25 protein-coding genes and 1 tRNA gene are annotated in these 25,836 nt (G+C 57.2%); 2 read left to right on the plus strand and 24 right to left on the minus strand.

Annotated features, from left to right (window positions below):
- Positions 1 to 38: 38 nt before the first annotated feature.
- A complete protein-coding gene (locus tag BLR08_RS16710) occupies positions 39 to 1,067 on the minus strand; it encodes a sugar-binding transcriptional regulator (protein ID WP_072332614.1) in 1,029 nt (342 codons plus the stop codon).
- Between the two features lie 314 nt (positions 1,068 to 1,381).
- Between BLR08_RS16710 and BLR08_RS16715 the strand changes: the two genes are divergently transcribed.
- Together BLR08_RS16715 and clpP are read left to right on the plus strand one after the other, a co-directional pair.
- Positions 1,382 to 1,456 (plus strand) — tRNA-Arg (locus tag BLR08_RS16715).
- 143 nt (positions 1,457 to 1,599) lie between these two features.
- The gene (gene clpP / locus BLR08_RS16720) at positions 1,600 to 2,181 is read left to right on the plus strand and encodes an ATP-dependent Clp endopeptidase proteolytic subunit ClpP (RefSeq protein WP_072332611.1); all 582 of its coding nucleotides are present in this window, start codon (positions 1,600 to 1,602) and stop codon (positions 2,179 to 2,181) included.
- A 179-nt stretch (positions 2,182 to 2,360) separates the two neighbouring features.
- Here the strand turns inward: clpP and BLR08_RS16725 are convergent, their stop codons facing one another.
- From BLR08_RS16725 to hprK, 23 genes are all read right to left on the minus strand, one after another.
- The gene (locus BLR08_RS16725; RefSeq protein ID WP_072332607.1) at positions 2,361 to 3,182 is read right to left on the minus strand and encodes an Ig-like domain-containing domain; all 822 of its coding nucleotides are present in this window, start codon (positions 3,180 to 3,182) and stop codon (positions 2,361 to 2,363) included.
- Positions 3,183 to 3,503: 321 nt separating this feature from the next.
- Positions 3,504 to 5,282 (minus strand): stalk domain-containing protein, encoded by a 1,779-nt coding sequence (locus tag BLR08_RS16735; RefSeq protein ID WP_072332601.1) that lies wholly within the window; start codon positions 5,280 to 5,282, stop codon positions 3,504 to 3,506.
- 456 nt (positions 5,283 to 5,738) lie between these two features.
- A complete protein-coding gene (locus BLR08_RS16740) occupies positions 5,739 to 6,008 on the minus strand; it encodes an HPr family phosphocarrier protein (protein WP_010500412.1) in 270 nt (89 codons plus the stop codon).
- 272 nt (positions 6,009 to 6,280) lie between these two features.
- Positions 6,281 to 7,207 carry a DNA-binding protein WhiA gene (gene whiA, locus BLR08_RS16745; RefSeq protein WP_072332597.1) on the minus strand — a complete coding sequence of 309 codons (927 nt, stop codon included), beginning with the start codon at positions 7,205 to 7,207 and terminating at the stop codon, positions 6,281 to 6,283.
- 6 nt (positions 7,208 to 7,213) lie between these two features.
- Positions 7,214 to 8,203, minus strand: coding sequence for a gluconeogenesis factor YvcK family protein (gene yvcK / locus BLR08_RS16750; protein WP_072332594.1), 990 nt, complete (start codon positions 8,201 to 8,203; stop codon positions 7,214 to 7,216).
- Positions 8,200 to 9,099 carry an RNase adapter RapZ gene (rapZ, locus tag BLR08_RS16755; RefSeq protein WP_072332589.1) on the minus strand — a complete coding sequence of 300 codons (900 nt, stop codon included), beginning with the start codon at positions 9,097 to 9,099 and terminating at the stop codon, positions 8,200 to 8,202. Before rapZ ends, yvcK begins: the two co-directional genes overlap by 4 nt.
- Before the next feature lie 150 nt (positions 9,100 to 9,249).
- A complete protein-coding gene (locus BLR08_RS16760) occupies positions 9,250 to 10,200 on the minus strand; it encodes an ROK family glucokinase (protein WP_072332584.1) in 951 nt (316 codons plus the stop codon).
- Positions 10,201 to 10,524: 324 nt separating this feature from the next.
- Positions 10,525 to 11,472, minus strand: coding sequence for a thioredoxin-disulfide reductase (trxB, locus tag BLR08_RS16765; RefSeq protein WP_072332581.1), 948 nt, complete (start codon positions 11,470 to 11,472; stop codon positions 10,525 to 10,527).
- A gap of 42 nt (positions 11,473 to 11,514) precedes the next feature.
- Entirely contained in the window at positions 11,515 to 13,263 is a 1,749-nt protein-coding gene (locus tag BLR08_RS16770) for a tetratricopeptide repeat protein (protein ID WP_072332579.1), read from the minus strand.
- Between the two features lie 192 nt (positions 13,264 to 13,455).
- Positions 13,456 to 14,406 carry a ribose-phosphate diphosphokinase gene (locus BLR08_RS16775; RefSeq protein ID WP_072332576.1) on the minus strand — a complete coding sequence of 317 codons (951 nt, stop codon included), beginning with the start codon at positions 14,404 to 14,406 and terminating at the stop codon, positions 13,456 to 13,458.
- A 113-nt stretch (positions 14,407 to 14,519) separates the two neighbouring features.
- The gene (gene hisJ, locus BLR08_RS16780) at positions 14,520 to 15,341 is read right to left on the minus strand and encodes a histidinol-phosphatase HisJ (protein ID WP_072332573.1); all 822 of its coding nucleotides are present in this window, start codon (positions 15,339 to 15,341) and stop codon (positions 14,520 to 14,522) included.
- Between the two features lie 12 nt (positions 15,342 to 15,353).
- Complete coding sequence (gene hisIE, locus BLR08_RS16785) at positions 15,354 to 16,058, minus strand: bifunctional phosphoribosyl-AMP cyclohydrolase/phosphoribosyl-ATP diphosphatase HisIE (RefSeq protein ID WP_072332570.1); 705 nt, start codon at positions 16,056 to 16,058, stop codon at positions 15,354 to 15,356.
- Positions 16,055 to 16,813 (minus strand): imidazole glycerol phosphate synthase subunit HisF, encoded by a 759-nt coding sequence (gene hisF / locus BLR08_RS16790; protein WP_072332567.1) that lies wholly within the window; start codon positions 16,811 to 16,813, stop codon positions 16,055 to 16,057. Before hisF ends, hisIE begins: the two co-directional genes overlap by 4 nt.
- Before the next feature lie 164 nt (positions 16,814 to 16,977).
- Positions 16,978 to 17,706, minus strand: a complete 729-nt coding sequence (gene hisA / locus BLR08_RS16795) for a 1-(5-phosphoribosyl)-5-[(5-phosphoribosylamino)methylideneamino]imidazole-4-carboxamide isomerase (protein ID WP_072332564.1) — start codon at positions 17,704 to 17,706, stop codon at positions 16,978 to 16,980.
- A 23-nt stretch (positions 17,707 to 17,729) separates the two neighbouring features.
- Positions 17,730 to 18,353 (minus strand): imidazole glycerol phosphate synthase subunit HisH, encoded by a 624-nt coding sequence (hisH, locus tag BLR08_RS16800; RefSeq protein ID WP_072332561.1) that lies wholly within the window; start codon positions 18,351 to 18,353, stop codon positions 17,730 to 17,732.
- A gap of 2 nt (positions 18,354 to 18,355) precedes the next feature.
- Positions 18,356 to 19,024 carry an imidazoleglycerol-phosphate dehydratase HisB gene (hisB, locus tag BLR08_RS16805; protein WP_072332558.1) on the minus strand — a complete coding sequence of 223 codons (669 nt, stop codon included), beginning with the start codon at positions 19,022 to 19,024 and terminating at the stop codon, positions 18,356 to 18,358.
- Positions 18,972 to 20,261 carry a histidinol dehydrogenase gene (hisD, locus tag BLR08_RS16810; protein ID WP_072332555.1) on the minus strand — a complete coding sequence of 430 codons (1,290 nt, stop codon included), beginning with the start codon at positions 20,259 to 20,261 and terminating at the stop codon, positions 18,972 to 18,974. Before hisD ends, hisB begins: the two co-directional genes overlap by 53 nt.
- Before the next feature lie 27 nt (positions 20,262 to 20,288).
- Positions 20,289 to 20,936 (minus strand): ATP phosphoribosyltransferase, encoded by a 648-nt coding sequence (hisG, locus tag BLR08_RS16815; RefSeq protein WP_072332552.1) that lies wholly within the window; start codon positions 20,934 to 20,936, stop codon positions 20,289 to 20,291.
- Positions 20,937 to 20,950: 14 nt separating this feature from the next.
- Complete coding sequence (locus BLR08_RS16820; RefSeq protein WP_072332549.1) at positions 20,951 to 22,153, minus strand: ATP phosphoribosyltransferase regulatory subunit; 1,203 nt, start codon at positions 22,151 to 22,153, stop codon at positions 20,951 to 20,953.
- Positions 22,154 to 22,472: 319 nt separating this feature from the next.
- Positions 22,473 to 22,973 (minus strand): acyltransferase, encoded by a 501-nt coding sequence (locus BLR08_RS16825; protein WP_072332546.1) that lies wholly within the window; start codon positions 22,971 to 22,973, stop codon positions 22,473 to 22,475.
- Positions 22,936 to 23,625 carry a pyrophosphatase PpaX gene (ppaX, locus tag BLR08_RS16830; protein WP_072332543.1) on the minus strand — a complete coding sequence of 230 codons (690 nt, stop codon included), beginning with the start codon at positions 23,623 to 23,625 and terminating at the stop codon, positions 22,936 to 22,938. The genes BLR08_RS16825 and ppaX overlap by 38 nt, the downstream gene beginning before the upstream one ends.
- 90 nt (positions 23,626 to 23,715) lie before the next feature.
- Complete coding sequence (gene lgt, locus BLR08_RS16835; protein WP_083537292.1) at positions 23,716 to 24,825, minus strand: prolipoprotein diacylglyceryl transferase; 1,110 nt, start codon at positions 24,823 to 24,825, stop codon at positions 23,716 to 23,718.
- A gap of 41 nt (positions 24,826 to 24,866) precedes the next feature.
- Positions 24,867 to 25,808 (minus strand): HPr(Ser) kinase/phosphatase, encoded by a 942-nt coding sequence (gene hprK, locus BLR08_RS16840; protein ID WP_072332540.1) that lies wholly within the window; start codon positions 25,806 to 25,808, stop codon positions 24,867 to 24,869.
- Positions 25,809 to 25,836 lie beyond the last annotated feature (28 nt).

A 25,836-nucleotide genomic window follows, 5' to 3' on the forward strand; every position in this document is an offset into this window, starting at 1 on the left:
AAAATGGTTTATTTATAGTCAAGACGGGGATGAACCCGTCAAGATGACATAAGCTGAACGATCTCGGCGGCAGCCGCCTCGTCCGTTACGAGCACATCCTCGTGTCCGTGTCTGAGCACCGCAAGAATAGCTTCGCCCTTGCCGTGGCCTCCGGCAACTCCGATCACCGTATCCATAGCCTGAATGTCTTCGATGCGCAAGCCTACCGTAGGCATCTTGTGCAGAATGCGTCCGTTGCGGTCAAAGTAATACCCGAACGCTTCGGCCAGAGCGCCTTCGCGCTGCAGGCTTGCCGTTGTCTCGGGATCGACCTTGCGTCTTCTAGCCATCACCATAGCATCTCCCATGCCATGTACGACCATTCTGGCTCTGCGGATGAAATGAAAGATTTCCGTGATGTGATCATCCTGCAACAGCGACTGATACGCTTCATCGTTCAGATGATCAGGCACATGCAGCAGCCGGTAACGCCCTCCCGCCTTCTTGGCCATCGTAGCCGCCACCGTATTGGCCTGGAGCTCTACGCTTTCGCCGAGTCCTCCCCGAGCCGGTACGAACCAGCAGCTTTTCATCGATGCCGTTGCGTTCAGATGAACGGCAACTTCAGCCATCGTAGATCCTCCTGTAACAGCGATGACCTCTTCTTCTTTAACCAGCTTCCTCATCACCGAAGCGCCTGCGCGCCCCAGCTCCTTCTTCGTATGCGGGGAAGCTTCCGAATCTCCGGGCACGATCACGACCTGCTTGAGGCCGAATGCGGCGCGTATGCGCTCCTCCCACTCGGTGAGCCCGAACAAATCCTTCACAAGCGGCTCGATCTGCTCCAGCAGCGCCCTGCCATCCTCCGTGATCCGCATACCGGAAGCGTCGATCTGCAGCAGTCCCTGCTCCTTCAGAAATTCAACCTCGCCGCGCAGCACGCGCTCTGTCGAGCCGATCGAAGCTGCCAGCGTCCGGCGTCCGACGACGCCCGAGACGAGAATATGCTGAAGAACCGTATAACGCTTCTTCATCGAGTCGAGCAGATCAGGCACTAACAGCTTTTGAATGTCTAGCATATCGCGCATGGCATTCACATCTCTTCCGCTTGGAACTTCTTCGGTACCGGGACTTAATCCGTCCCGGTGATACGTTTTTAGTCCCACTCACTTAAAAAAAAGTGCTAAGCTTTCACTTAGTTGTTTTCATTATAGATCAACGTTATCCCAATATCAAGCAGCCATAGACACAAAATATGCAAAAATGAGGAATAGGCGTTATGCGGCTTGTACTCCTCAAAAAACCGGCGGTCATCCCCTTGCATTTCCGCCGAGGATGTTGTACAATAACTTCTGCTGTCACAGTTATTGAGAATTGTCGTAACTAGCGCAGCAGCTTATATGCGCCCGTGGTCCAATGGATATGACGTAGGCCTCCGGAGCCTGAGATTAAGGTTCGATTCCTTACGGGCGCGCCATACTATCACCAACCAATCAGTCCTGATGCTACATGAAGACTGATTTTTTTATGTCCTGGTTTGACCTTTCTTGACCTTAGTTTGAATTTCCGTTATGATGGATATAGTTTGATATAGAGGTTCATTAAAGGAGGCTGCAGCTTATGAGTTTTATTCCAATGGTTGTCGAACCGGATGCAAGAGGAGAGCGCGCTTACGATATTTATTCGCGGCTTCTGAAGGACCGGATTATTTTTCTCGGTAGCGGAATCAACGACGTTGTAGCCAACTCGATTATTGCGCAATTGTTGTTCCTGACCGCACAGGACCCGGACAAAGACATCAGCATTTACATCAACAGCCCGGGCGGTTCCATCACGTCGGGCATGGCGATCTACGATACGATGCAGTTTATCAAGCCTGATGTATCGACGATCTGCGTCGGCATGGCCGCTTCGATGGGCGCGTTCCTGCTCGCAGCCGGCGCCAAAGGCAAGCGTTATGCGCTGCCCAACAGCGAGGTCATGATCCATCAGCCGCTCGGCGGCGCCGAAGGCCAGGCCAGCGATATCGAGATTCGCGCCAAGCGGATTCTCAAGATGCGCGACAAGCTGAACACGATCCTCGCCGAGCGCACCGGCCAGACCTTCGAGAAGATCGAACGCGATACGGATCGCGATAACTTCATGTCGGCAGCCGAAGCGCAAACCTACGGTCTGATCGACAAGGTCATCGAGCGTATCTAAGCTTTTTATTAAAGAGCCCTACCGACCCGCCGCTGCGGCGATCCATCGGTTAGGGCTCTTTTTAATAGCGGCCTGCCCGATTCAACGGCCGTCTCGGTCCGTGCTTGACCGTGTGCCCTTGCGCCGGGGCGTGTTCTTTGCTGCGCGGCTCTTGGAACAGGTCAAAGCCCAAACTGCTCTTACGGGTTACCCGTCGTGAAGGTAAACGAATAAATACGCCGGTCCGCATCCACCGTAATCTGCACCCGGCGTCCCGGAGCGAAGCCGCCTTCCGGCTTGAATGTCATGCCGCTCATGGAGCCTCCGGTCGTACCCGGGATAGCCTGGTCCGGCTGATCCGCATATCGCGCTTTCAATCCCATATTATCCCTAACCCCATGCCACACCACCTCCACCTGTGCGTCCACAGATACCTCTGACGCTCCATCCGCCGGATATGTACGGGCAATCCAGTTGCCGCTCTCATAACGGTCCCATCCCCATAGCGCGCTTCCCGCTACGAGCAGCGCCGCGGCAAATACAGCCAGTTGTTTCGCAGGCAGCCGCAATCCGCTTTCGCTGCGCCTTCTTCCCGCCAAAGCGTATAGCGCGGACACGAGCGTCAGCGCCGCCAGTACGATCAGCGCCAGGTGCAGGACTGCGCCTATCCCGAAGCCTAGCGGCTCCAGCGGCATCCAGCCCTTGGTGAAGGCTCCTCCGTACAGTAACCAGCTGAACAACGCCGGAACCTGCGCCAGAATGACGAACAGCATTCCTACGATGGCTAGCAGCAAAAGGCCGCGCTGCACGGCTTCGACGCTTCGCAAGTAAAGCAGCCTCCCGCCGAGCGTGGCAATTCCGCCTGCTACCGAGCATAGTCCCCACCAGCCAATCTCCGCCTCCGTGATCTCCCCCAGCATATACCACGGCATTAGCGGGACAAATAAACTGCCGACCGCAACCAGACTCCAGCCTGTCCAGCTCATCCAGCGTTCGGTCTCCATCCACCGCCCTGCATTCATCTCCATCGCTCCCTTTGGCGGAAGTCAGGCGCTCGCCTTTGCATGTCCGTCGGCTCGCTTGTCAGCCTGCCCGCTTCTTGTCTTCACGTTCGACCGAATGTCTGCCTCTTGTCGTCCTGCCTGATCTTCTTTTACCTCTCCGCTCTTTACCAGACGAATCGCTGCAGCCAAAGTTTCACTCCGGCCGGTGACATCTGACTGACGCCAGACTGACTTCCGGCACCTGGCGGCCGGCACAGCAAAAACCCCCTAGCTCCTTTAACGATGCCGGAGACTAGGGGGAAAAAATTTCAAGCATTATGCAGCTTGCGCGTGCCGGGTTTACCGGGTTTCCCGGTTATCCAGCGGATAGAAAATAAGGTCGATCGGGAAAGCCGAGCCGGCAGGAGGGCTGAACTCGATGTCCAGCGCATCTTCGGTGCCCGTCGTCTTGGCGATGATCTGCAGGCCGTCGAAGGCGGTGATGACGCCGGACTCCGGCACCAGCCGCATCTCGCCGTTGATTTTGAACGGCCCCTTGAAGACGCCGCCCTTTGGCAGGATCATGACAGCCATCTTACGCGGCTTATCCATGTGGATCTTGTAGACGACGCCGTAGTTGCCGTCGTTTTTCACTTCCTGCTTGCGGATCGTATCATAGCCGGGCTGGAACGGATCGGTCTTGCCGTCGCCGATCACCAGCCGCGACGGTTTGTCGAAGTTCGTTCCATCCACCGTCCAGTTCAAGGTAGATACCGGGAAAGTCCCCCGCACATGGCCATCGAACGGCAGCAGCGGAAGCGTCAATGAATTGGCTGTAATTTCGCTGGCTGCAATAAAGGAAAACTGTACAGGACCGTCCGTCTCGATATCGTAGAACAGATTAACGCCCTGACTCGGGTAGAAATCCGGCATCTGCTTGTAGATAAACGTCTGGTTCGCCGGAATCGTCATTTTTTCTTCCATCGGATCGCCCAGGAGGAAATCGACGGTAGCTTCGTTGCCGATCAGGTTCGCATATACCGAAGGCCATACTTCGCCTTTATTCGTCGTCCGGATCGTAATCGGCTTGGAGCTCATGTTTTTGGCGAGAATCGCCATCGTCACCCGTTCCCGGGTTCCGTTGATATGGTCGGCATACAGCCGGCCCTTGCCTTCTACCGTATCCTGGTACAAAATCCCCTGCTGCGTAAACGTCTCAGGACTGTCGCTGACAAGCAGCTTGCGCGTCGTATCTTCCGTCACCTGCTTCGGAAGCTCCGGCAGGTCGTAGAAGTTGCCCCACAGCACCGACCAGTTCGTCTTGATGAAGGAGCCTACCGGCTTCATGTAGATCGGGTATTCCACTTCGTTCAAATAAGTCTCTTTCCCTACGATGACATAACGGGTGTAAGGCTCGCTCTTGTTGCCGTGCCGATCCTGCACCGTCAGGGTAACCGGATAAGTGCCGGGCGTGAAGTAAACTTCCTGCCGTCCTTGCCAATCATGATTGATAATGCCTTCCGCATCCGGATCATAACTCAGATCGATGTACTTGATCGGCTCGCCGATGCGATAGCTCGACTTGCTCAAGCTGAACTTCGCTACCGGCTTGGAGTTGTCATTGGCCGGGATATAGATGCCCGTCGGCGTCTTCGTGAACAAGACTTCCACCCGGCGCAGCTCGTCGTTATACGTATACCGGGCTCCCATATAATCGGCCAGCCAGGTCAGCTTCACCATCAAGCGGCCATTTACGATCGCCGCCGCTTCATCGAAGCGCATCCAGTAGCCGTTGATCCAGACCGATTTGTTGTCGCTGTCGAGCATGATCTGCGCCTTGGGCGTTACCATCTCGATCATGCGCGTCGTCTCGTTCCACTCCACCTTCATGCCGAAGGCATCGCCGAGGAATTTCGCAGGCACGTACATTTTATCTTTAATAATGGTGGCCGGAGCATCCAGCGTCACCTGATCGCCGTTCAGGAAAGCTTCCGCCTTGTTCAAATACAGCAGCACATGCACCGTGCCCGAAGACATCTCCGATTCCTTATCGGCCGCTTGCGCCGGCGTCCAGCCGATGGAGGCAATCAGCAGGCTGAGTACAAGCCATATCTTTAATTCATTTCTCATGCGCTTCATTTTCTTCTCTACTCCTTCTTTCTACTTGTTTCAGAATTCCAAGGATGACGACATGTTAGACGCTTGGCGGGTATTAAAGGTTGCGGTGGCGTCACCTGCCATTTTTCGGGCAAGGGCGGATCAGCCCCCGTTTTTCTGGCTTTGTTCACGAAACATACACATTATCACCCGAACGGTGCTCTGCTTATCCTGATCGGACGTCATTCTTGTTCATCCTCCCCAGGAAACGTAGGAGGTCCCGGTGCTGGCGCAGGGGACGGAAGGCGCGCCGACATGCAGAAACCCGAGCGGCAGAACCGCTCGGGTTAGATCAGCATATGGTTTGCAAGCGCCTTCAATTCGTTAGACTCGCACTCAGCGATCCCGCTCAGTCGGATTGCCGTGACACGACAGCGCATCCGGGCGGAACTTCCAAAGGCAACAAGCTTCCGAAGCGGAAGCTTGCCTGCCGGGTCGTTATTGGTTCTCGAGTTCTTCTTTACTGACAAGGGTGACTAAAGCGTTTACAGCCTGCTCGGCATCCGAACCCTCTGCACTTATATGGACTTCAGTCCCCGTACTGATCGCAAGGCTCATAATTCCCATGATACTCTTGGCGTTGACCTTCTTCTCGTCCTTCTCCACGAAAATTTCGGAAGAAAACTTATTCGCTTCCTGCACGAAAAGTGCCGCCGGTCTGGCATGAAGGCCTGTTTTCAACTTGACGACTACTGGGCGTCTCGACATTCAACCAATACCCCCTACTTTTAATTGCTCATCCATGAAGGCGCTGGCCCTATAGATTAAGTTCAGATTCGGCACTTCGTCCTGGAATTCCGATTAACGGAACCTTTCCCGAAGTGCCTCTCATGAAAAACAACCATGCTCTTGCCTAATTAATTTCCTTGCGAATATGTCACTAAAAAAAGCGGTTTTCACCTAGTATAGCATTTTTCGGAGATATGCACTAGAATTTTTGATGATTTACACAAAAAATCTATATTTGACAGTGCTTGCTCCTACTTTCTCAGCTTCTCGGCCAGCTCGTCAATCTTGCGCAGACGATGATTAACCCCGGACTTGCTGACGCTGCCCTTGAGCATATCGCCGACTTCTTTCAGATTCATATCGGGATGCCGCAGCCGGATCTCCGCCACTTCCCGCAGCTTCTCGGGCAAGTTTTCCAGACCGATCTGCTTCTGCAGCAGCCGGATGTTGTCGATCTGACGGACAGCCGCCCCGATCGTCTTGTTCAGGTTGGCCGTCTCGCAGTTAACCAGCCGGTTGACGGAGTTGCGCATATCTTTCATAATCCGCACATCCTCGAACCTGAGCAGCGCCTGATGGGCCCCGATCAAGCTCAGAAACTCGATGATCTTCTCGCCTTCCTTGATGTACAGCACGAAGCCCTTCTTGCGCTCGATGCAGCGCGCGTTCAGGTCGAACTCATTGGCCAGCTTGCACAGCGCCTTGCAGTGCTCCTCATACATGGAATAAATCTCCAGGTGATACGACGAGCCCTCGGGGTTGTTCACCGATCCGCCGGCCAGGAAGGCTCCGCGAAGATAAGCCCGCTTGCAGCAGTCGGATTCGATAATCGACTCCTCGATGCCGTCTGTAAACAGAAAGCCCTCGGAGACGATATCCAGCTCCTTTAATATATGCTGAACCTGGGCAGGCACACGCACGATGTACACATTATTTTTTTTCAGCCGCATCTTCTTGCGCACCAGAAGCTCGGTATGAACCTGGAACGTTTTCTTCAGCAGCGAATAGATGCGCCTGGCGATCGCGGCGTTCTCCGTCGAGATATCCAGTACGACCTTCTGACTGGACAGCTGTACGGAACCGTTCATGCGAATGAGCGAGGACAGCTCCGCCCGCTCGCAGCAGCGGTCGGACTCCATGAGCGTCAGCTCTTTTTTCGTTTGCGCGGCGAAGGACATGTTGCATCACCTCTTCTTGAACATCCAGCTCTCCACCAGTTGATAAATGTGCTGACTCAGCTTCTCGGCGTCATGCCGCAAATACGTGCGGAACAACACCAGCTGGTCCGCGATGACCTTATAGCCCTGCCGGGTAACCTCATCGAGATCAAGATGAACGACCTTGGCGCCCTTCTCGGCATAGCGGGTCTGGACTTGCTCGGGAATTTCACCGTTATTGACGATCACATAGTCGAACAAATCTTCGCCGACATGGTCTCGCACCGCTTTCAGGTGATCGCTCACCTTATAATCGTCCGTTTCGCCGGGCTGTGTCATCACGTTGCAAATAAACATCTTGAGAGCGGACGATTGGACTATCGTTTGCGTAATTTCAGGAACGAGCAGATTGGGCAATATGCTCGTATATAAACTTCCCGGACCGACCAATATCGCATCGGCCTGCCTGAGCGCCTCCAGCGCCTCCGGCAGCGCATCGGCATCCTTCGGCTCGATGCTCACCCTGCGGATCACCCCGCCCGCCTTGGGGATCTTGGACTCGCCCTCGACGATCGAGCCATCCTCCATCTCCGCGCGCAGCACGAGCGCCTGATTGGCGGACGGCAGCACCCGACCCCGGACTGCCAGCACCTTGCTGAGCTCCCGGACGCCTGTGACGAAGTCGCCGGTAATATCCCGCATCGCCGCCAGCATCAGATTGCCCAGACTATGACCGGCAAGCCCGTTCCCTTTGTCGAAGCGGTAGTCGAGCAGCTCGCCGAGGAGCGGTTCGACATCCGCCAGCGCGCTCAGCACATTGCGGATATCGCCGGGCGGAATAATCTCCAGCTCCGACCGCAGGATGCCTGAGCTGCCCCCGTCGTCGGCTACGGTCACGATCGCCGTAATGTCGATCGGCTTCTGCTTCAACCCCCGCAGCATAACCGACAAGCCTGTACCTCCGCCCAGTACGACAATCCTTGGCAGATAGCCTTCCGTCTGGGGAGCCAGGCTCATCGCTTCACCTCAGCCCGGTCGCGCTCGGAGTCCCGATGACTCACGCGCACGACTTCTGTTTCACTATTGCCCATTACCTTGCCCAAATATTCGGCGATAGCGACCGAGCGATGCTTCCCGCCTGTGCAGCCGATCCCGATAACGACCTGGCTTTTGCCTTCTTTCTTGTACTGAGGCACGAGAAAGTGAAGCATATCCAGGAGCTTCATCAGGAATTCCTGGGTCTCGCCCCACTTCATCACATAATCGTAGACATCAGGGTCCTGGCCGGTGTTCGGACGAAGCGTATCGATATAATGCGGGTTCGGAAGAAAGCGGACGTCGAAGATGAGGTCGGCATCGATCGGAATGCCGTACTTGAAGCCGAAGGAAATGACGTTGATCGAGATGCTTCCCGTACCCAGATTCGTAAATCGGGAGACGATGCGCTCCTTCAGCTGAGCCGGCTTCAGGCTGCTCGTGTCGATGACCTGCGTCGCAAGCCCTTTCAGCTCCTCCAGCAGCTTGCGCTCCTGATGGATGCCTTCGAGCGGGACCCCGGTCGGAGCAAGCGGATGCTTTCTGCGGCTTTCCTTATACCGCTGAACAAGCGCCGCATCCGTCGCATCCAGGAATAAGATTTCGTAGGTAAGCGTTTGATTATCGCGCAAGTAGCGCAAAGACTCGGATAACGTATTGAAAAATTCCCGGCCGCGCAAATCAATGACAAGCGCAACCTTGCCGATACGGCCCTTGGACTGCTCGATAAGCTCAGCAAACTTCGGAATAAGCACGGGCGGAAGGTTGTCTACGCAAAAAAAGCCCAGATCCTCCAAGCTCTGCACGGCGATTGTTTTGCCCGCTCCGGACATGCCGGTAATGATGACCAGCTTGCCCAAACTATGCAACTCATCCATGGGGACACAAGCTCCTTCGCCTTAAAATTTCTCCGTAAGGAGCCGCTGGCCGCCGCCGACAGGCGGGCGGCGCGACATTCCTTGCGCTGTAAAGCCGGATACGCGCTCATCCCGCGGGCCATCCGGCACGGAGGGACGGCTGCTCCGCCGCTAGCTGCGGAGATTCAGACCCGCCGCGCCGACAACACCCGCGTCGTTGCCCAAGATAGCCGGCACGATGTCCACGCCCTCCTGGGACGTCTCCTGCGCGCATTCGCGATAGTAGGAGCGGATCGCGTCAAACAAAATATCGCCTGCCTTGGACACCCCGCCGCCAACGACGAACCGCTGCGGGTTGACGATGACGGATACGATGGCCATCGACCTTGCGATGTAGAGCGCCGCCCGGTTGATGATCCGGCCCGCGGTCTCATCGCCGGTCTTGGCAGCGTCGAACACATCCTTAGCCGCCAGCTGCTCGATCAGCGCCAGAGACGTATGCTCGCCTCTCTCGACAGCTTCCTTCGCCATGCGGACGATGCCTGTGGCCGAGGAAACGGTCTCCAGGCAGCCTTTCTTGCCGCAGCCGCATACGACCGCTTCCAGATCCGGCACGAGCGGGATATGCCCCAGTTCGCCGGCCATGCCGTTAAAGCCCTGGTAGATCCGGCCGTTCACGATAATACCGCCGCCCACGCCTGTCCCGAGCGTATAACAGACCAGATTCGGGATATTTTTGCCCGCCCCTGCCCAAGCTTCGCCCAGCGCGGCTACATTGGCATCGTTATCGATCTTTACCGGCTTGCCAAGCTTCTCTTCCAAAATCCGCTTAACGGGCACATTGCGCCAGCCCAGGTTGGGAGACAGCTTGATAAAGCCCTCGGGGATATCCATGAACCCCGCGATTCCCGCCCCGATTCCAGCCACCTGTTCCCATGTGTATGCAGAATCGGATACAATCTTGCGGGCATATTGTGCGATATTCTCCAGCACGACATCGGAGCCATGCTCCGTGCCGGTCGGCCCTTCGTACGTCGACAGCAGATTCCCCTCCGCGTCGCACAATCCAACCTTAATCGCGGTTCCACCCAAATCGACACCCAAGTACACTTGATCTCCCATACCTGCTTCTCACCTCATAAGCGCGTTATACAATCCTCTATGAATAAACGGCTGATTTGCACAGCCCAAGACGACGCCTCCGCCGGCCTTCTATGGACCGCAGGACGTCACCTGTCATCTCTTGCATCTGTCGCCAAGGCCGTCGCCGAACATGGCGCGGCACCTGGAGAAGCTTCTCGCAAGCGAGCGCTCCTGTTCCAACTATAAGGCAACGCTGCCGGGAGGTCAAGCGGACTCCATAGGAAAGACGCGAAAGCCTGATCGCGCTCCGCGTCTTTGCGTCCTGGCATTGTCCTGCGCAGCAGCCGCAGCGCAAGCCATCCTTTACAGAGACTGGCTCCAGTCGTGAACCATATGTCCATCCAGAAATTTCTCGCAGTCCAAGGCTGCCATACAGCCGCTGCCGGCCGCCGTAATCGCCTGCCTGTACTTGCTGTCCTGGACGTCGCCGCAAGCGAACACGCCTTCGACATTCGTCTGGGAAGTGCCCGGCTTCACGAGAATATATCCGACCTCATCGGTGACGATCTGCCCGTTCAGGAAGCCGGTGTTCGGCGTGTGGCCGATCGCGACGAAGATGCCGTCCGTCTCCAGCACTTCCTCTGCGCCGGTCTCGTTATTTCTCACCTTCAGGCCCGTAACTCCCTTGTCGCCGGAAAGCACCTCGAGCGGAGTGCGGTTCAACGCCCAAGCAATCTTCTCGTTCTCCCGGGCGCGGTCCTGCATGATCTTCGAAGCGCGCAGCTCGGAGCGGCGATGGACCAGCTTCACCTCGCTGGCGAACCGGGTCAGGAAGTTCGCTTCCTCCATCGCCGAGTCTCCGCCGCCGACTACGATAATTTTTTTGCCGCGGAAGAAGAAGCCGTCACAGGTCGCGCACGTGCTGACGCCGCGGCCGATACTTTCCTTCTCATTGGCGATGCCCAGCAGCTTGGCGGAAGCTCCGGTGGAGATGATAAGCGATTCCGCTTCCACGTCTCCGAGCCCTTCCACATTCAGCTTGAACGGCCGCTGGGACAGCTCCGCCTTATTCACCCAGCCCGTTTTGAACTGAGCGCCGAAGCGCTCGGCCTGCTTGCGCATGTTCGCCATCAATTCGGGTCCCATGATGCCTTCCGGGAAGCCGGGGAAATTCTCGACCTCCGTTGTTGTCGTTAGCTGGCCGCCCGGCTCAGGGCCTTCGATAACGAGCGGATTCAGATTGGCGCGGGCCAGGTAGATCGCCGCCGTTAACCCTGCGGGCCCTGTACCGATAACGATTACTTTATGCATGGTGCGAACACTCCTCCCTACCCGATTCTTCGTATAGATGATTTATGATGGAGAATCCAGCCCCGGCAGCTTCCGGAAGATGGAGTCCATTTTCTCTCGCAAGCCGCAAGCTTCATCGATCAGCTTCGCATTCTTGCTCACGGTGACGACCGACACGCCGTAGCGCTCCGCCGTCTCCTGGAAGCTGACGGGACGCCGGTGCATCTTCGCCACCCAGTATTCCAAAGCTGCGGCCCAGCCCTCCAGCTTCGTCAGCTTCGGCACGGCCGGGAACACCCTCGATAAATATTCTACCCAAAGTGTCTGCAAATCGTACTGCTGGACCATATCGTACCGTTTGGCCATCTGGCTGAGCGCCAGCTCCATCACCGACTGCCACTTGCGGTCCCAGACCGGCAGATTGGGCGAAGGCGGCGAAGGCGTTACCGTCGTCTCCCGGCCCTCCAGCACGGCAGGCAGCGGCTCCTTCACTCCTATGCTTCGAAGCACAAACACCGCCATCTTCTTCAGATAATCGTCTTCGTCCGGCTCCTGGATGAAGGCGGTCAGCGCATCCTTCACCTCATCGTCACCGATCAGCCCGAACGCCTGAATCACCTGCAGCTTCGTATCCATATCGCCATGACGCAGCGCCCAGAAGAACGAGGAACGAACGAGAGGGTCCTTTTTCAGATGGTCCGGCAGCCCGCCTTCTATCTTCTCCAGGCCGCGGAACTGCTCTTCGAACGGCAGATGATAGTGATAGCTGACCGACGGCTTCGGCTCATCCTCCCGAATCCGGGACAGCACGTTCAGATAGAACCTCGGAATGTCCGAACCGGGATCGAACTTCTCGGTCTGCCGCCAAAGCCGTTCCGCTTCCGCCATCCGGTTCGTGCTGTAAGCCGCTACGGCGGCGTAATGAAACAAGCAGGGATCAAGGCCCGCTTCGCCGGTTTTGAGCAGCCGCTTGAACAAGCGGTAAGCTTTGTCATGCTCACTTAAAATACCCATTGTCGTAGCCAGCTTAAACACATGATCCTGATGGAACGGGTAGGTTTTGCGCAAAATTTCCAGCAGTCCGGACAGCTTCTCCTTATCTCCGAAATGCTGATAGAAGATTGCCAGGTTGCAAAGCGCATGCAGATTGCCCGGCTCCAGCTCCAGCACCTCGCGGATCATCTGCACCGACCGCTCGAATTGGCCCATGTAGTAATAAGCCAGCGCCAGATTGTTGCGTGCCGCCATAAAGTCCGGATGCTTGCGGACGAGACTCTCCAGGATGCGCACCGCCTCGGAGAACTTGCCCTCCTCCAGCATGCTGCGGGCGCGGTCATGCTCGAACATGCCTTCCCGGCTCTTGATCGTCGTCAGCTTGGTCGGGCGGTCGAGCTCGATGCGCAGCAGCTCCATCATCTCCTCCGACTCTTCGAGAAACTGCCCGGTCGGATCGTTCTCCAGATAATGCACGATGGCCGTCTCCGCCGACTCGTAATTCTCCATGTTGGCAAAATTGTTCGCCATATAAAAATAACATTCCGTCATCGACGGATCGATTTGATCGAGTACATGCTGCAGGATGAGGTTGGATTCCTCATAGTTGCCCATCTCGGACAATAATCCCGCCAGATTGCAATGATTGACCGGGTTCTCCGGCTCATACTCAGCCGCCCGGCGAAAATACTTCAATGCCTTATCGTAATGAAACCGGTCCATCGACTGAACGGCTTTTTCGAAAAAGAACGTGGCGTCCATTTTCATCGAAACGACATTGGTGCTGGTGTGGGGCAGCACACGTTTTTTCTTCTCCATGGTATAAGGCACCTCCGTGACCCGTCCGGAAGAGATAACTGCCGAATACGAGGTAGGTAGCTATCATCTGTTGCTTTCCGGAAACCTAATGATTCCTAAGTATAACACAAACCGGCCCAAAACCGTAGGGTTTGCGGGCCGGATTCCAGTGGTAAATAATATAGTCGGGCGGCCTCAGGACCGCCGGTCCCGTTACACGCCGCCGTACTTGAACAGAGAGCTGAGCGAGCCTCCGGCCTGAATGATATTGATGGCATCGGCCAGAAGATGGGAAACGGACAGCACCTTGAAGCGCGAGGAGCTGTCGTCCGGAATCGCGATCGAATCCGTGATGACGACTTCCTTGATATTCGGATGGTCCAGACGCTGCAGAGCCGGCCCCGAGAATACCGGGTGGGTCGCACAGACATAAGCGTCATGAGCGCCGCGTTCCTTCAGCCCCTCGACTACGTTGACGATCGTCGTCCCCGTATCGATCAGGTCCTCGATAATAATCGGCGTGCGCCCTTCGACCTCGCCGATCACATGCGTGATGACGGATTCGTTATGAGCCGGACGCTTCTTGATCATCATTGCAAACGGAGCATCGAGGATGTTGGCCATCTTCTCTGCGGTCGTCGCGCGTCCCGCGTCCGGGGATACGATGATCGGGTTCACAATGTTCAGGCGTTTAATATAGTCGCTGACCAAATCCAGCGCCGTCAAATGATCGACCGGGATGTTGAAAAACCCTTGGATCGCCGGAGCGTGCAGATCGATCGTGATGACACGGTCGGCGCCTGCAGTCGTCAACAGATCCGCTACGAGCTTCGCGGAGATCGGCTCCCGCGGAGCGGCTTTGCGTTCTTGACGTGAATAACCATAGTAGGGAACGACAAGGTTGATCGTTCTCGCCGATGCACGTTTGGCTGCATCCATCATGACGAGCAGCTCCATAAAGTTCTCGTTGATCGGATGAGAGAACGTTTGCACGAGGAAAACGTCGCAGTTGCGGATGCTTTCCTCATAGAGACAGTAAATTTCACCACTCTTGAACCGGGAAAGCTGAATTTGACCCAGCGGCACCTCGAGCTCCGCACAGATGCGTTCCGCCAGTTTCGGGTTGGACGAACCCGAGAAAATTTTCATTTTGTCGCTATACATGGTTACCTCCGCTTTCTTCTTGGTACATGGTTCGTTTGACGTGCTCCGATTCGATGCGTTTTCAGCAGGTGAAGCTTTACGTAATCTTCAAAATGTTCCTCACTCATTATACATCAAAAAGTGTCGAATCCAATAGGCACCATTGTGCGTTTCCGGCCTTTAAATGTGGCTAATTCGTTAAATCCGACACTTTTCAACAACTCCACGGCTTGGTCCAAATATTGGGCGAGCCGTTCCGGCTGATGGGCATCCGAGCCGATCGTCACCGGAATGCCCAGCTCCAGCGCGTACTCCAGCATACTGCGGCTGGGGAACATCTCCTCGGCCGGCATCCTCAGACCCGACGCGTTCAGCTCGATCGCAAGACCTGCGGCCTTCACCGCTTCCAGCGCTTCCCTCTCCAGACTGCGGGTGCTCTGCTCCGGCTTGAAGCCGAACCGCTTGATCACGTCGATATGGCCGATGTAATCATAGAAGCCCGTGCGGCACGCCTTGGCTACCGCGTCATAATACTGGCGGTACACCTCATAGGCATCGCGTTCCTTCCACCCGTCCGTCTGACGGTAGTCGGTAATATCCCACTCGCCCAGGAAATGCACCGAGCCGATCACATAATCCCAAGGATAAGCCCGGACGATCTGTCCGATCTCCGCCTCATAGCCTTCGATATAATCGCCTTCCAGTCCGACACGGATATCGATCCTGCCCTTATACTTCTCTTGCAGCCGGAACGCCTCCTCGGCATAGTTCGGCAGCTCCTCCATCGGCATCGCCATGCCGGGCAAGTATGTCGCCGGGTCTACATGGAGCAAGGGCATGTGATCGGACAGGCCCAGCTGGACCAATCCGAGCTCAATGCCCTTCATGACATACTCCTCGAGCTCTCCCGACGCATGACCGCAGCGCACATGATGCGTGTGATAATCGATGCGCATAGACGTTAGCTCCTATTTCTTTTTATTATGACGGGCGTCAAGCTCCTGCAGGACATGATCCAGCGGCAGCTTCTGCTCGCGCAGCAGCACCATCAGGTGGAAGATCAGGTCGCTGGCTTCGCAGCGCAGCTCGACCGGATCGCGGTTTTTGGCGGCAATGATGACCTCAGCCGACTCCTCGCCAACCTTCTTCAGAATTTTGTCGACGCCCTTCTCGAACAGGTAGGTCGTATAAGCGCCCTCCGGACGCTCTGCGTCGCGCTGAGCGATCGTAGCCTCAAGCGTATTCAGGATCGCGAAGCGGTCTGCAGCGGCCGCTCCCCCGGCTTCCGCCGCCGATCCGTCCGCAACTGCCAGCGCGCCGATCTTCGCCTCGCCGGAGAAGCAGCTGTAGCTGCCTGTATGGCAAGCCGGCCCCGTCTGATCGACCAGCACCAGCAGCGTGTCTCCGTCGCAATCGTAGCGGAGCGAGCGCACCTTCTGGATATGGCCGCTTGTAGCTCCTTTATGCCACAGCTCGCTGCGCGAGCGGCTCCAGAACCAGGTCTCCCCCGATTCCAGCGTCTTGCCCAGCGATTCGCTGTTCATATAGGCCAGCATCAGCACTTCCTTGCTGACGGCGTCCTGCACGATAGCAGGCACCAGACCGTGCGCATCCCATTTGATGGAGCTTGCGAGCTCCTCCAGGTTTGTTGCCGTACCGCTATTGCCGCTCATCGCACTTCCACTCCTTTTGCCAACAGATCGTCCTTGACCTCTTGGATCGTCATTTCTTTATAATGGAAAATCGTCGCCGCCAGCCCCGCATCCGCCTTCGCCTCAGCGAACACGTCGTAAAAATGCTCCTTCTTGCCCGCGCCGCCGGAAGCGATGACCGGGATGGATACCAGCTCCGATACCGCCTTCGTCAACCGCAGGTCGAAGCCGTCCTTCGTCCCGTCCGCGTCCATGCTGGTCAGCAGAATCTCGCCTCCGCCCAGCCGCTCGATCTCCTTCACCCACTCCAGCGTCTTCATGCCGGTGCCGTTGCGGCCGCCGTGGGTAAATACTTCCCACTCGCCCCACTCCGGGTTGAAGCGCGCGTCTACGGCGACGACAATGCACTGCGAGCCGAACCGGCGCGCTCCGTCCGACACGAGCTGCGGGTTGCGCACTGCCGCCGTGTTGATCCCGATCTTATCCGCGCCCGCGCGCAGCAGCCGCTTCATATCGTCCACGCTGGCGATGCCTCCGCCGACGGTGAACGGGATCGTCACCTGCTCAGCCGTCTTCTGTACGACCTCGACCATCGTCGCCCGGCCCTCATGCGAAGCCGAGATATCGAGAAACACCAGCTCATCTGCTCCCTCGCGGTCATAGAGAGCCGCAAGCTCGACGGGATCGCCCGCATCGCGCAGATTGACGAAGTTCACGCCCTTCACAACCCGGCCGTCCTTCACATCAAGACAAGGAATTATCCGTTTGGTCAGCATCGCTGTACCCCTTTCTATTGAAAGTCCGGCGAACCTTCCCCCGCCGGCTCCGCGCCGTCAGCTCCTCAGAAGCCGGTGCCGGCACAGAACCGGAGCAAGGGCATTCGGGTTCGTTCCGGTCCCCCGAAGCGGCCTCCCGCCGTGCGAGAGTCTGCCGCTTTACGCTAGACGAGCGTATGAGCCTCTGCCAGCTGAATATTGCCTGTGTACAGAGCCTTGCCGACGATAGCGCCTCCGACGCCTGCCTCCGCATGCTCCGCCAGCTTCTGAAGGTCTTCGTACCGGCTTACGCCGCCCGAAGCGATCACAGTCTGGCCCGATACTTTCGCCAGGTTCACGATAGCCTCCACATTCGGACCGGCCATCATCCCGTCGCGGGAAATATCCGTGAAGATAAACGTGCGGGCGCCTTCGCGCGCCAGCTCTACGGCCAGCTCCTCGGCCTTGACCGAAGACGTCTCCAGCCAGCCGCGTGTCGCCACATAGCCGTCCCGCGCATCGAGGCCGATCGCGATCCTCTCGCCGTGCTTTTGCAGCACCCGGTTGACGAACGCGCGATCCTCGATCGCCGCCGTGCCGAGAATAAGCCGCGATACGCCAAGCGAAAGCAAGTAATCGACATCGGCTTCCGTCCGGATGCCGCCGCCGACCTGGACCGGTACGCCGACAGCCTGAGCGATATCGCCGATCAGCTTGTCATTGACCGGCTTGCCGGCTTTGGCGCCGTCCAGATCAACCAGATGAATCCATTTGCCCCCCTGGGCTTCCCATGCCTTGGCCACCTCGAGCGGGTTCTCATTATAAACCGTCTCCTGGTTGTAGTCGCCCTGGATGAGACGAACGCATTTGCCGTCCCGAATATCGATCGCGGGGTAAATGATAAATGAAGACATGATTTTTATTCCTCCACTGCGCCTTAGTTTGATTCCTTGGATTTCGCCGTGCACAGCTCCAGAAAGTTGCCCAGCAGCTTCATGCCGACGCTGCCGCTTTTCTCGGGATGGAACTGCATGCCGTACACATTGCGGCGGCCGACAATGGCCGTCACCTGCTGGTAATAGTCGGTGGTAGCGAGGAGATCGCCGGAGCGCTCAGGAAGCGCATGATAGGAATGAACGAAGTAAACATGCCCCTCCTCCAGACCGCGAAACAGCGGATTTTCCTGATGGAAGGTTAGCCGGTTCCAGCCCATATGCGGCACCTTGTAGTCTCCCCGGAACCGGACAACCTCGCCCGGCAGCAGATCAAGTCCCTCGGTGGTTCCGTGCTCTTCACTGCGGGTGAACAGCAGCTGCATTCCGAGACAAATGCCGAGCAGCGGCTTGCCGCCGGCCGCGTAAGCCTTGGTCGCCTCATCGAGCTTCGACGCCCGCAGATGCTCCATCGCATCGCCGAATGCGCCCACGCCCGGCAGGATCGCGCCGTCTGCCTCGAACAGCTCGCGCTCGTCGGATGTGATCCGCGCCTCATAACCGAGCCGCTCGACCGCCGATCTCACGCTGTGCAGATTGCCCATGCCGTAATCGATGATGGCGATCATGGCTACAGAACCCCCTTGGTCGACGGTACGCCCTGCACGCGCGGGTCGATGCTCGTCGCTTCGTCCAGCGCGCGTCCGAGCGCCTTGAATACCGCTTCGATCATATGGTGGGTGTTATGCCCATAATGAACGATGACGTGCAGCGTGATCCGCGCCTCCAGGGCGAATTTCCACAGAAATTCATGCACCAGCTCCGTCGTGAGGCTGCCTACGGTTGCGGAAGGATATTCCGCCCGGTATTCGAAATGCGGCCGGTTGCTAATATCGACGATAACCTGGGCAAGCGCTTCGTCCATCGGGATAAAAACGCTGGCATACCGCTTGATGCCCCGCTTGTCGCCGAGCGCCTCGCGCAGCGTCTGCCCGAGGCAGATGCCGATATCCTCGACGGTATGATGATCGTCGATCTCCACATCGCCTCTGGCGTCCACCTTCAGATCGAACTGGCCGTGCTTGGTGAACAAATCCAGCATATGATTGAGGAACGGCACATCCGACTCAATCTCGGATACGCCGGTGCCGTCCACCTGGAACGCCAGCTTAATGTCGGTTTCATTGGTTCTGCGCGCCACTTCCGCCCGGCGCACCGGCTGCGACGCCGCTGATGCTTGCTCTTGTTCAGCCACGAGAGTCCCCTTCTTTCTCCAATCGAATTTCAATCGCGCGCGCATGCGCCTCCAACCCTTCATGACGGGCCAGCGACATGATCTTGCCACCGTCGCGCAGCAGCGCTTCCTTGCTGTAATAGATCACGCTTGATTTCTTCATAAAGTGGTCCACGTTCAGCGGAGATGAAAACCGCGCCGTGCCGTTGGTCGGCAGCACGTGGTTCGGCCCTGCGAAGTAGTCGCCCACCGGCTCCGAGCTGTACGGTCCGAGGAAGATCGCTCCCGCATTCTCAATTTTGCCGATATAGGCGAACGGCTCCTGCACCAGCACCTCCAGATGCTCCGGGGCTAGCCGGTTGACGATATCGATCCCTTCCTCCAGCGTGGAGACGGTCAAGATCGCGCCGTAATCCCGGATTGACTGCTCCGCGATCTCGCGCCGCGGCAGCTCGGCCAGCTGACGCCCGACCTCCTGCTTTACGGCCTGAGCCAGCTCCTGGGACGGCGTAACGAGAATCGCCGACGCCATCTCGTCATGCTCCGCCTGCGACAGCAGATCGGCTGCGATATAGGATGCATCCGCCGACGCATCGGCGAGCACGACGATCTCGCTCGGACCGGCGATGCTGTCGATATCGACGACGCCGAATACGTAGCGCTTGGCCAGCGCCACATAAATATTGCCGGGGCCGACAATCTTATCGGCCGGTGCGATCGATTCCGTGCCGTAGGCCAGCGCCGCTACGGCTTGAGCGCCTCCCGTCTTGTAAATCTCACGCACGCCTGCCTCGGCGGCCGCTACCAGGATGTGCGGGTCGATGCCTTCCACCCCAGCCGTCGCCGGAGGCGTGACCATCACGATCTCAGGCACGCCGGCCACCTGTGCGGGGATCGCATTCATCAGCACGGAGGACGGATAAGCCGCCTTGCCGCCAGGCACGTACAGGCCGACCCGGCGCAGCGGTCGCATCACTTGGCCGAGAATCGTACCGTCCGGCTGCAGATCCATCCACGACGAGCGCAGCTGCTTCTCATGAAACCGGCGGATATTAACGGCAGCCTCGCGGATCGCCTCCAGAAATTCGCTGTCGACCTTGCGGTAAGCTTCTTCAATCTCATGATCGGCCACGCGCAGTTCCTGCACCTCGACACGGTCGAATTCCCGGGCGAAGCGGCGAAGCGCCTCGTCCCCGCCCTGCCTAACTTCTTCAATAATGCGCCGGACAGCTTCATTCTGCTCCGGCGAGCCGTACTCCACTTCCCGCTTCAACGAAAACTCAGATGCCTGCATCACCTTCATAGGCGGAGCCTCCTTCCTGAATGTTGCCTACTGGCCTTTGGCCGCTACCGCAGCCGCAATGACGGGCTGCAAACGGTCGCACAAGGCCTGGATCGCGTTATTTTTCATCCGGTAGCTGACCCGGTTGGCGATAAGACGGCTGGTGATCGAGAAGATCGTCTCGTGTTCAGCCAGTCCATTTTCCCGTATCGTGCTGCCCGTCTCCACCATATCCACGATCCGGTCGGCCAGACCGATCAGCGGCGCCAGCTCGATCGACCCGTTGAGCTTGATTACTTCCACCTGCTGACCGCGTTCGCGGAAATACTGGGATGCGACATTCGGATACTTGGTCGCCACCCGCGGATTCAGCACCGGCTTCCAATCGGGAAGACCGATCACGGACATCCGGCAGCGGGCAATGCCGAGATCCAGCAGCTCGTAAACGTCCCGGTTCTCCTCCATCAGCACGTCCTTGCCGACAATCCCGATATCCGCTACGCCGTACTCCACATAGGTAGGCACGTCAACCGGCTTCGCCATGATGAATTCCATGTTGGCCTCCGGCACAGCAATGATCAGCTTGCGCGACTCATCGGTCTCCTCCGGTATCATCAGCCCCGCTTCGCGCATCAGCTTCGAAGCCTGCTTGTAGATGCGCCCCTTGGGCATCGCTACTTTCAATAATTCCTGCATCGTTCGCCGCTCCTTTACTTCACAAACTCAATCACGCTTCGGTACGCGACGCCGCGCACAACGACCGAGCCGTCCGGCTGCGCTGCCGATTCGTATTCCCCGCTGTCGGCCACAAGCAGCGTTTCGACAGCCGCGTGCCCCTCGCCGCGCAGCGCTCCAGCCTTAGCCAGCGCCGGCCCGCGATTCGCCGCCGTATAGACGATCAGCACCCGGCTTCCCTCTTCGTGAACGGCACCCTTGCCGACCACTTCCAGGATGCGGTTGGTCTTGAGCGCGAAGCCTGTCGCCGGCGCGGGCCGGCCGAACTGTGCCAGCAGATTGTCATAGCGGCCCCCGCTGCATACCGGGAATCCGTGATCGGAAGCATACCCTTCGAACGTCATCCCCGTGTAGTAAGAGAAATCTCCGATCATCGTCAAGTCGATCATCACATGCTCGCTGACCCCGTAGGCCTCCAGCACATCCCACATCTGACACAGATGCTCGATCGCCGCCTGCGCCACCGGGTCGTTGGTCAGCTGCTGCGCCTGGCCGCAAATTTCCTGGCCGCCCCGGAGACGAAGAATGCCACCCAGCTCCGCCTCCACGGAATCCGGCAGCTCGAGCGCCTTCAGCGTCTCCCTGTAGCCGACATAATCGCGGCTGAGCAGGCAAGCCTTAAGCTGCAGCTGCGCATCCTGCCTATCATGCAGCGTCTCCTGGAACAATCCGCTCAGGAAGCCGACATGACCGACGGCGATCTTGAACGGCTGCACGCCGGCCGCCTTCAGACAAGCGACCGCCAGCGCGATGACTTCGGCGTCGGATTCGCTGGACGCATCTCCGACCAGCTCGACGCCCGCCTGGAAAAACTCGGCGTCGCGCCCTGCCTCCGCCTCGATCGCGCGGAATACGTTCGCATGGTAGGACAGCCTCAGCGGGAAGCGGTAATCTCTCAGCAGCGAGGATACCACCCGCGCGATCGGAGCCGTCATGTCCGAACGCAGCACAAGCGTCGTCCCGTTGCGGTCAAGCAGCTTGAACAGCTTCCGGTCCTCGGTCGAGCTCGCGACGCCAACCGTGTCGTAATACTCCAGCGTTGGAGTTATGATCTCTCTATACCCCCACCGCTCCATGCACTGCATCACTTTGAACTCGATGCTGCGCAGCTTGGCGGCAGCCTCGGGCAAATAATCTTTTACACCTGTCGGTTTTTCGAATACCTTCGGTTTGGACACCGGACCTCACCTGCTATCGTCAATATATTTGCTTTAGTTCGCTAATGTGCTACCATGCTACCTAAATAAAGAATGTATTCGTAAGTCTACCACGGATCACGAAACCCGTCAATGGTGTCGGGAATGCGGCAGAGGACGAGCCTGGGGTGTACCTAGGGGTGCCGGGAATGCCTTAGGATGTGCCCTGATTAAGGTGGCCGTGATGTGCCTGAGACGCTCCTCGGAGTCGCTTGGGGGTATCTGGGAGCACTCGCGATATACCTTAGATGTGCTCAAAAGATCGCTTCTCCCGAGCCCCGCTTGCTCCCTTCCGCAGGTGTCAGGACTCTTCTGTCCGCACGTCCTCCCGGATGACCCGAAGCGGATTGCCCCCGACAAAGCTGTAAGGAGCCACGTCCTTGTGAACGACCGAGCCTGCGGCCACGACGGCATGGTCCCCGATCGTCACCCCCGGCAGTATCGTCGTATTGGCCCCGATCATCACATGCGAGCCGATCTTTACTTGTCCCAGCCGGTATTCCTTAATCAAGTATTCATGAGTCAGAATCGTCGAATTATACCCGATAATCGTATTGTCTCCGACCTCGATCTTCTCTGGGAAAAATACGTCCACCATCACCATCAAGGCAAAAGAAGCATGCTCCCCCACCTTCATCCCCAGCATACGGCGGTAAATCCACCGTTTCAGGGGAAGGGAGGGCGCATACCTGGAGATTTGAATGCAGATGAAATTACGGACGGCCTTCCAGCGGCTGATGGTGCTGTACACCTGCCATAACGAGTTAGGCCCTTCCACCGGAAATCGTTCCGTCTGTCTCAAGCAAAATGTCCCCTTCGATGCCGACGATCGGCAATAATTCACGAATATCATCTATGACATAGGTCGGATCGTAAGCGCGCAAATAGTCGGTGCCCTTGAGCGACCACGAGACGCCGACGGACGGGATGCCCGCTCTCCGGGCGGCCTCCAGATCGTAATGGCTGTCCCCGACCATCAGAGCGCTCGAGGCTTCTCCCCCGATCAGCTCCAGCGCGGCCAGGATTCCCTCTGGATCCGGCTTCGGCTGCTTCACCTCTTCCACGGTCACAATAGCATCAAAATAATCGTAGATGCCGGTCAGCCGAAGACCCATTTCCGTCGTTTTGCGGATTTTGCTCGTGACAACCCCCAGCTTGACGCCGGCTTCCTTCAGTCGGGCCAGCGTCTCCGGAACATGGGGGAATGCCGTTACCAGCTCATCATGGCGGCCGATATTGTAGGCGCGATACTTCAGCACCAGATCCTCGACTTCCTCCCGCCCGGAGAAAAACACCATCTGCTCCAGCAGAGGACGTCCCATATTCGGGATAATATGCTCCCGGGTTACCGGCTCCTCCGTTATGCCTGTAAAGGTATGTAGAAACGACTGAATAATCAATTCATTCGTATCGAGTATCGTTCCGTCCAAATCAAACAACACCGTCTGGATCATAATTCCGCACTCCCTCTGTCTGTCGCCGGCATCCGGCTCTCGATGTTCGATGCTCAAGCTTGCCAAGCCGTTTCGTCTTCTTGGCGCTCTCTAGCGCTTCTCCTGCTCTCCCGCTTCCCTGTCCGCCGACGAGCTCCCGTTGTCTTCGCTCGTCCGGTTGTCGGGAGCTGCAGCTTCCGGCGTAGAGTCATGCGAATCGCGCGCGTCCACAGACGCCGGATGCCCTGGGGCAGAAGCCTCTGCCGTTCCTGCAGCACCGGTCGCAGCAGCCTGGGCAGCATGGGCCTCAGTTTTCGTAGATACGATAGGATCGCTGTACCGCTCCGCAGAAGCTCCCGTCTTTCTTCTCACTATGATCAATACGATAGCAGCCAGCACGATCAGAACAGCCAGCAGCTGGGAAATCCGCACATTGCCTCCATATGTCAATACCCCTTGCTCAAAGCCCATGGCGTTCATCGGCGACCACATTCCGTTCATCAAGGAAGCCAGCCATTGCGGTCCTGTAAAGTCCAGACTGTCCGTCCGGAGCGCTTCGATAAAGAAACGGCCGATCGAATACCAGATGAAGTAGCTCAGGAACAGCTCGCCCGCACGCAAAAATTTCTGTCTGCGCAGCACGAACAGCAGAACGAGCCCGAGCAAATTCCATACCGATTCATACAGGAAGGTCGGGTGATAATGTTGGCCTTCGATCAGCATCTGGTTCACGATAAAATTCGGCAGATGCAGATTATCGCGCAGAAATGACTCCAGCACAGGTCCGCCATGAGCCTCCTGATTCACGAAGTTGCCCCACCGCCCTATCGCTTGCCCTACGATCAACCCGGGCGCGCAAATATCCGCGATCCGCCAGAACGAATAGCCCTTGCGCCGGACATAAAAAACCGCCGCGATGATCGCCCCGATGAGCGCTCCGTAGATGGCGATCCCGCCATTCCAAATTTTGAATACATCGACCCAGTTATCCTTATAATCCTCCCACTGGAAGGCCACATAATAAATTCTCGCACCCACGATTGCGGACGGCACGCCGATCAAGAGCAGGTCCATGAAAAAATCGGAAGGAATGCCGAAGCGCTTGCCTTCCTGAATGGCGAGCATCAGACCTACTAAAGCCGCTGTCCCGAGAATGATCCCGTACCAATGCACGCTGATCGGCCCGAGCGAGAATGCGATTGGATTCAGAACAAAAAACATACGCTTTCGTCTCCCTTATGGTCTTCCTTAATATCGAATTTCTATTCCAGATCATCCATATCGTCATTCAACGATTCCGTCAGTTTATTGGTGAACTGCAGCGCCGCGTTATAACCCATCCGCTTCAGCCGATAATTCATCGCCGCCACTTCAATAATTACGGCCAAGTTGCGTCCCGGACGAACGGGGATCGTAACGAGTGGAATATCCGTATCGATAATCCGCGTCGTTTCTTCGTCAAGGCCAAGCCGGTCATACTGCTTATCCTGCTGCCAATTCTCCAGCTTGCAAACGACCGAGATTTTCTTGGCCGTTCTCACGGCTCCCGCTCCGAACAAGGTCATGACATTGATAATGCCTATCCCGCGAATTTCCAGCAAGTAACGAATCAGTTCCGGCGCATTCCCGATCAGCGTATGGTCGGCCGTCTGGCGGATTTCAACCGCATCATCCGCTATGAGCCGATGGCCGCGCTTGACCAGCTCCAGTGCAGTTTCGCTTTTCCCGATGCCGCTTGAACCGGATATTAGCATCCCGATCCCGTACACATCGACCAGTACACCATGAATCGTAGTCGAAGGAGCAAGCCGGTTTTCCAGGAAATTCGTCAGCCGGCTGGCCAGTATCGTAGTTGCCATCGGCGTGCGGAGCACCGTCACCTGATGCTCTCCGGCCGCTTGCAGCAGCTCGATCGGCACGTCCATACCGCGGCTTATAATAATGCAAGGCGTCTCTTGGGGCGCACAAAGCCAGTTCATCCGCTCCGTCCGGAATTCGGGTGTCAAGCCCTCGAAGAAGGTCAGCTCCGTCTTGCCGAGAATCTGAACGCGATCATGCGGATGAAATTCGTAGTATCCTGCCATCTCCAAGCCCGGCCGGTACAAGTCGGCGGTCACAATCGGCCGCTTCAAGCCTTCTTCGCCGCAAATGACTTCCAACTGGAACTCTTTCACCATGTCCGCTACTCTGACTTTTTTACCCAAGTGGTTCGTCTCCTTTTTATCCCAATAT

This window comes from Paenibacillus sp. cl123, from assembly GCF_900101595.1.
Taxonomy (GTDB): domain Bacteria; phylum Bacillota; class Bacilli; order Paenibacillales; family NBRC-103111; genus Paenibacillus_G.

Excerpts from the sequence above, each read along its gene's own strand:
- BLR08_RS16710 (WP_072332614.1), bottom strand. The coding sequence starts at position 1,067 with ATGCGCGATATGCTAGACATTCAAAAGCTGTTAGTGCCTGATCTGCTC.
- clpP (WP_072332611.1), top strand. The coding sequence starts at position 1,600 with ATGAGTTTTATTCCAATGGTTGTCGAACCGGATGCAAGAGGAGAGCGC.
- BLR08_RS16725 (WP_072332607.1), bottom strand. The coding sequence starts at position 3,182 with ATGAATGCAGGGCGGTGGATGGAGACCGAACGCTGGATGAGCTGGACA.
- BLR08_RS16735 (WP_072332601.1), bottom strand. The coding sequence starts at position 5,282 with ATGAAGCGCATGAGAAATGAATTAAAGATATGGCTTGTACTCAGCCTG.
- BLR08_RS16740 (WP_010500412.1), bottom strand. The coding sequence starts at position 6,008 with ATGTCGAGACGCCCAGTAGTCGTCAAGTTGAAAACAGGCCTTCATGCC.
- whiA (WP_072332597.1), bottom strand. The coding sequence starts at position 7,207 with ATGTCCTTCGCCGCGCAAACGAAAAAAGAGCTGACGCTCATGGAGTCC.
- yvcK (WP_072332594.1), bottom strand. The coding sequence starts at position 8,203 with ATGAGCCTGGCTCCCCAGACGGAAGGCTATCTGCCAAGGATTGTCGTA.
- rapZ (WP_072332589.1), bottom strand. The coding sequence starts at position 9,099 with ATGGATGAGTTGCATAGTTTGGGCAAGCTGGTCATCATTACCGGCATG.
- BLR08_RS16760 (WP_072332584.1), bottom strand. The coding sequence starts at position 10,200 with ATGGGAGATCAAGTGTACTTGGGTGTCGATTTGGGTGGAACCGCGATT.
- trxB (WP_072332581.1), bottom strand. The coding sequence starts at position 11,472 with ATGCATAAAGTAATCGTTATCGGTACAGGGCCCGCAGGGTTAACGGCG.
- BLR08_RS16770 (WP_072332579.1), bottom strand. The coding sequence starts at position 13,263 with ATGGAGAAGAAAAAACGTGTGCTGCCCCACACCAGCACCAATGTCGTT.
- BLR08_RS16775 (WP_072332576.1), bottom strand. The coding sequence starts at position 14,406 with ATGTATAGCGACAAAATGAAAATTTTCTCGGGTTCGTCCAACCCGAAA.
- hisJ (WP_072332573.1), bottom strand. The coding sequence starts at position 15,341 with ATGCGCATCGATTATCACACGCATCATGTGCGCTGCGGTCATGCGTCG.
- hisIE (WP_072332570.1), bottom strand. The coding sequence starts at position 16,058 with ATGAGCGGCAATAGCGGTACGGCAACAAACCTGGAGGAGCTCGCAAGC.
- hisF (WP_072332567.1), bottom strand. The coding sequence starts at position 16,813 with ATGCTGACCAAACGGATAATTCCTTGTCTTGATGTGAAGGACGGCCGG.
- hisA (WP_072332564.1), bottom strand. The coding sequence starts at position 17,706 with ATGTCTTCATTTATCATTTACCCCGCGATCGATATTCGGGACGGCAAA.
- hisH (WP_072332561.1), bottom strand. The coding sequence starts at position 18,353 with ATGATCGCCATCATCGATTACGGCATGGGCAATCTGCACAGCGTGAGA.
- hisB (WP_072332558.1), bottom strand. The coding sequence starts at position 19,024 with ATGCGCGCGCGATTGAAATTCGATTGGAGAAAGAAGGGGACTCTCGTG.
- hisD (WP_072332555.1), bottom strand. The coding sequence starts at position 20,261 with ATGAAGGTGATGCAGGCATCTGAGTTTTCGTTGAAGCGGGAAGTGGAG.
- hisG (WP_072332552.1), bottom strand. The coding sequence starts at position 20,936 with ATGCAGGAATTATTGAAAGTAGCGATGCCCAAGGGGCGCATCTACAAG.
- ppaX (WP_072332543.1), bottom strand. The coding sequence starts at position 23,625 with ATGATCCAGACGGTGTTGTTTGATTTGGACGGAACGATACTCGATACG.
- lgt (WP_083537292.1), bottom strand. The coding sequence starts at position 24,825 with ATGTTTTTTGTTCTGAATCCAATCGCATTCTCGCTCGGGCCGATCAGC.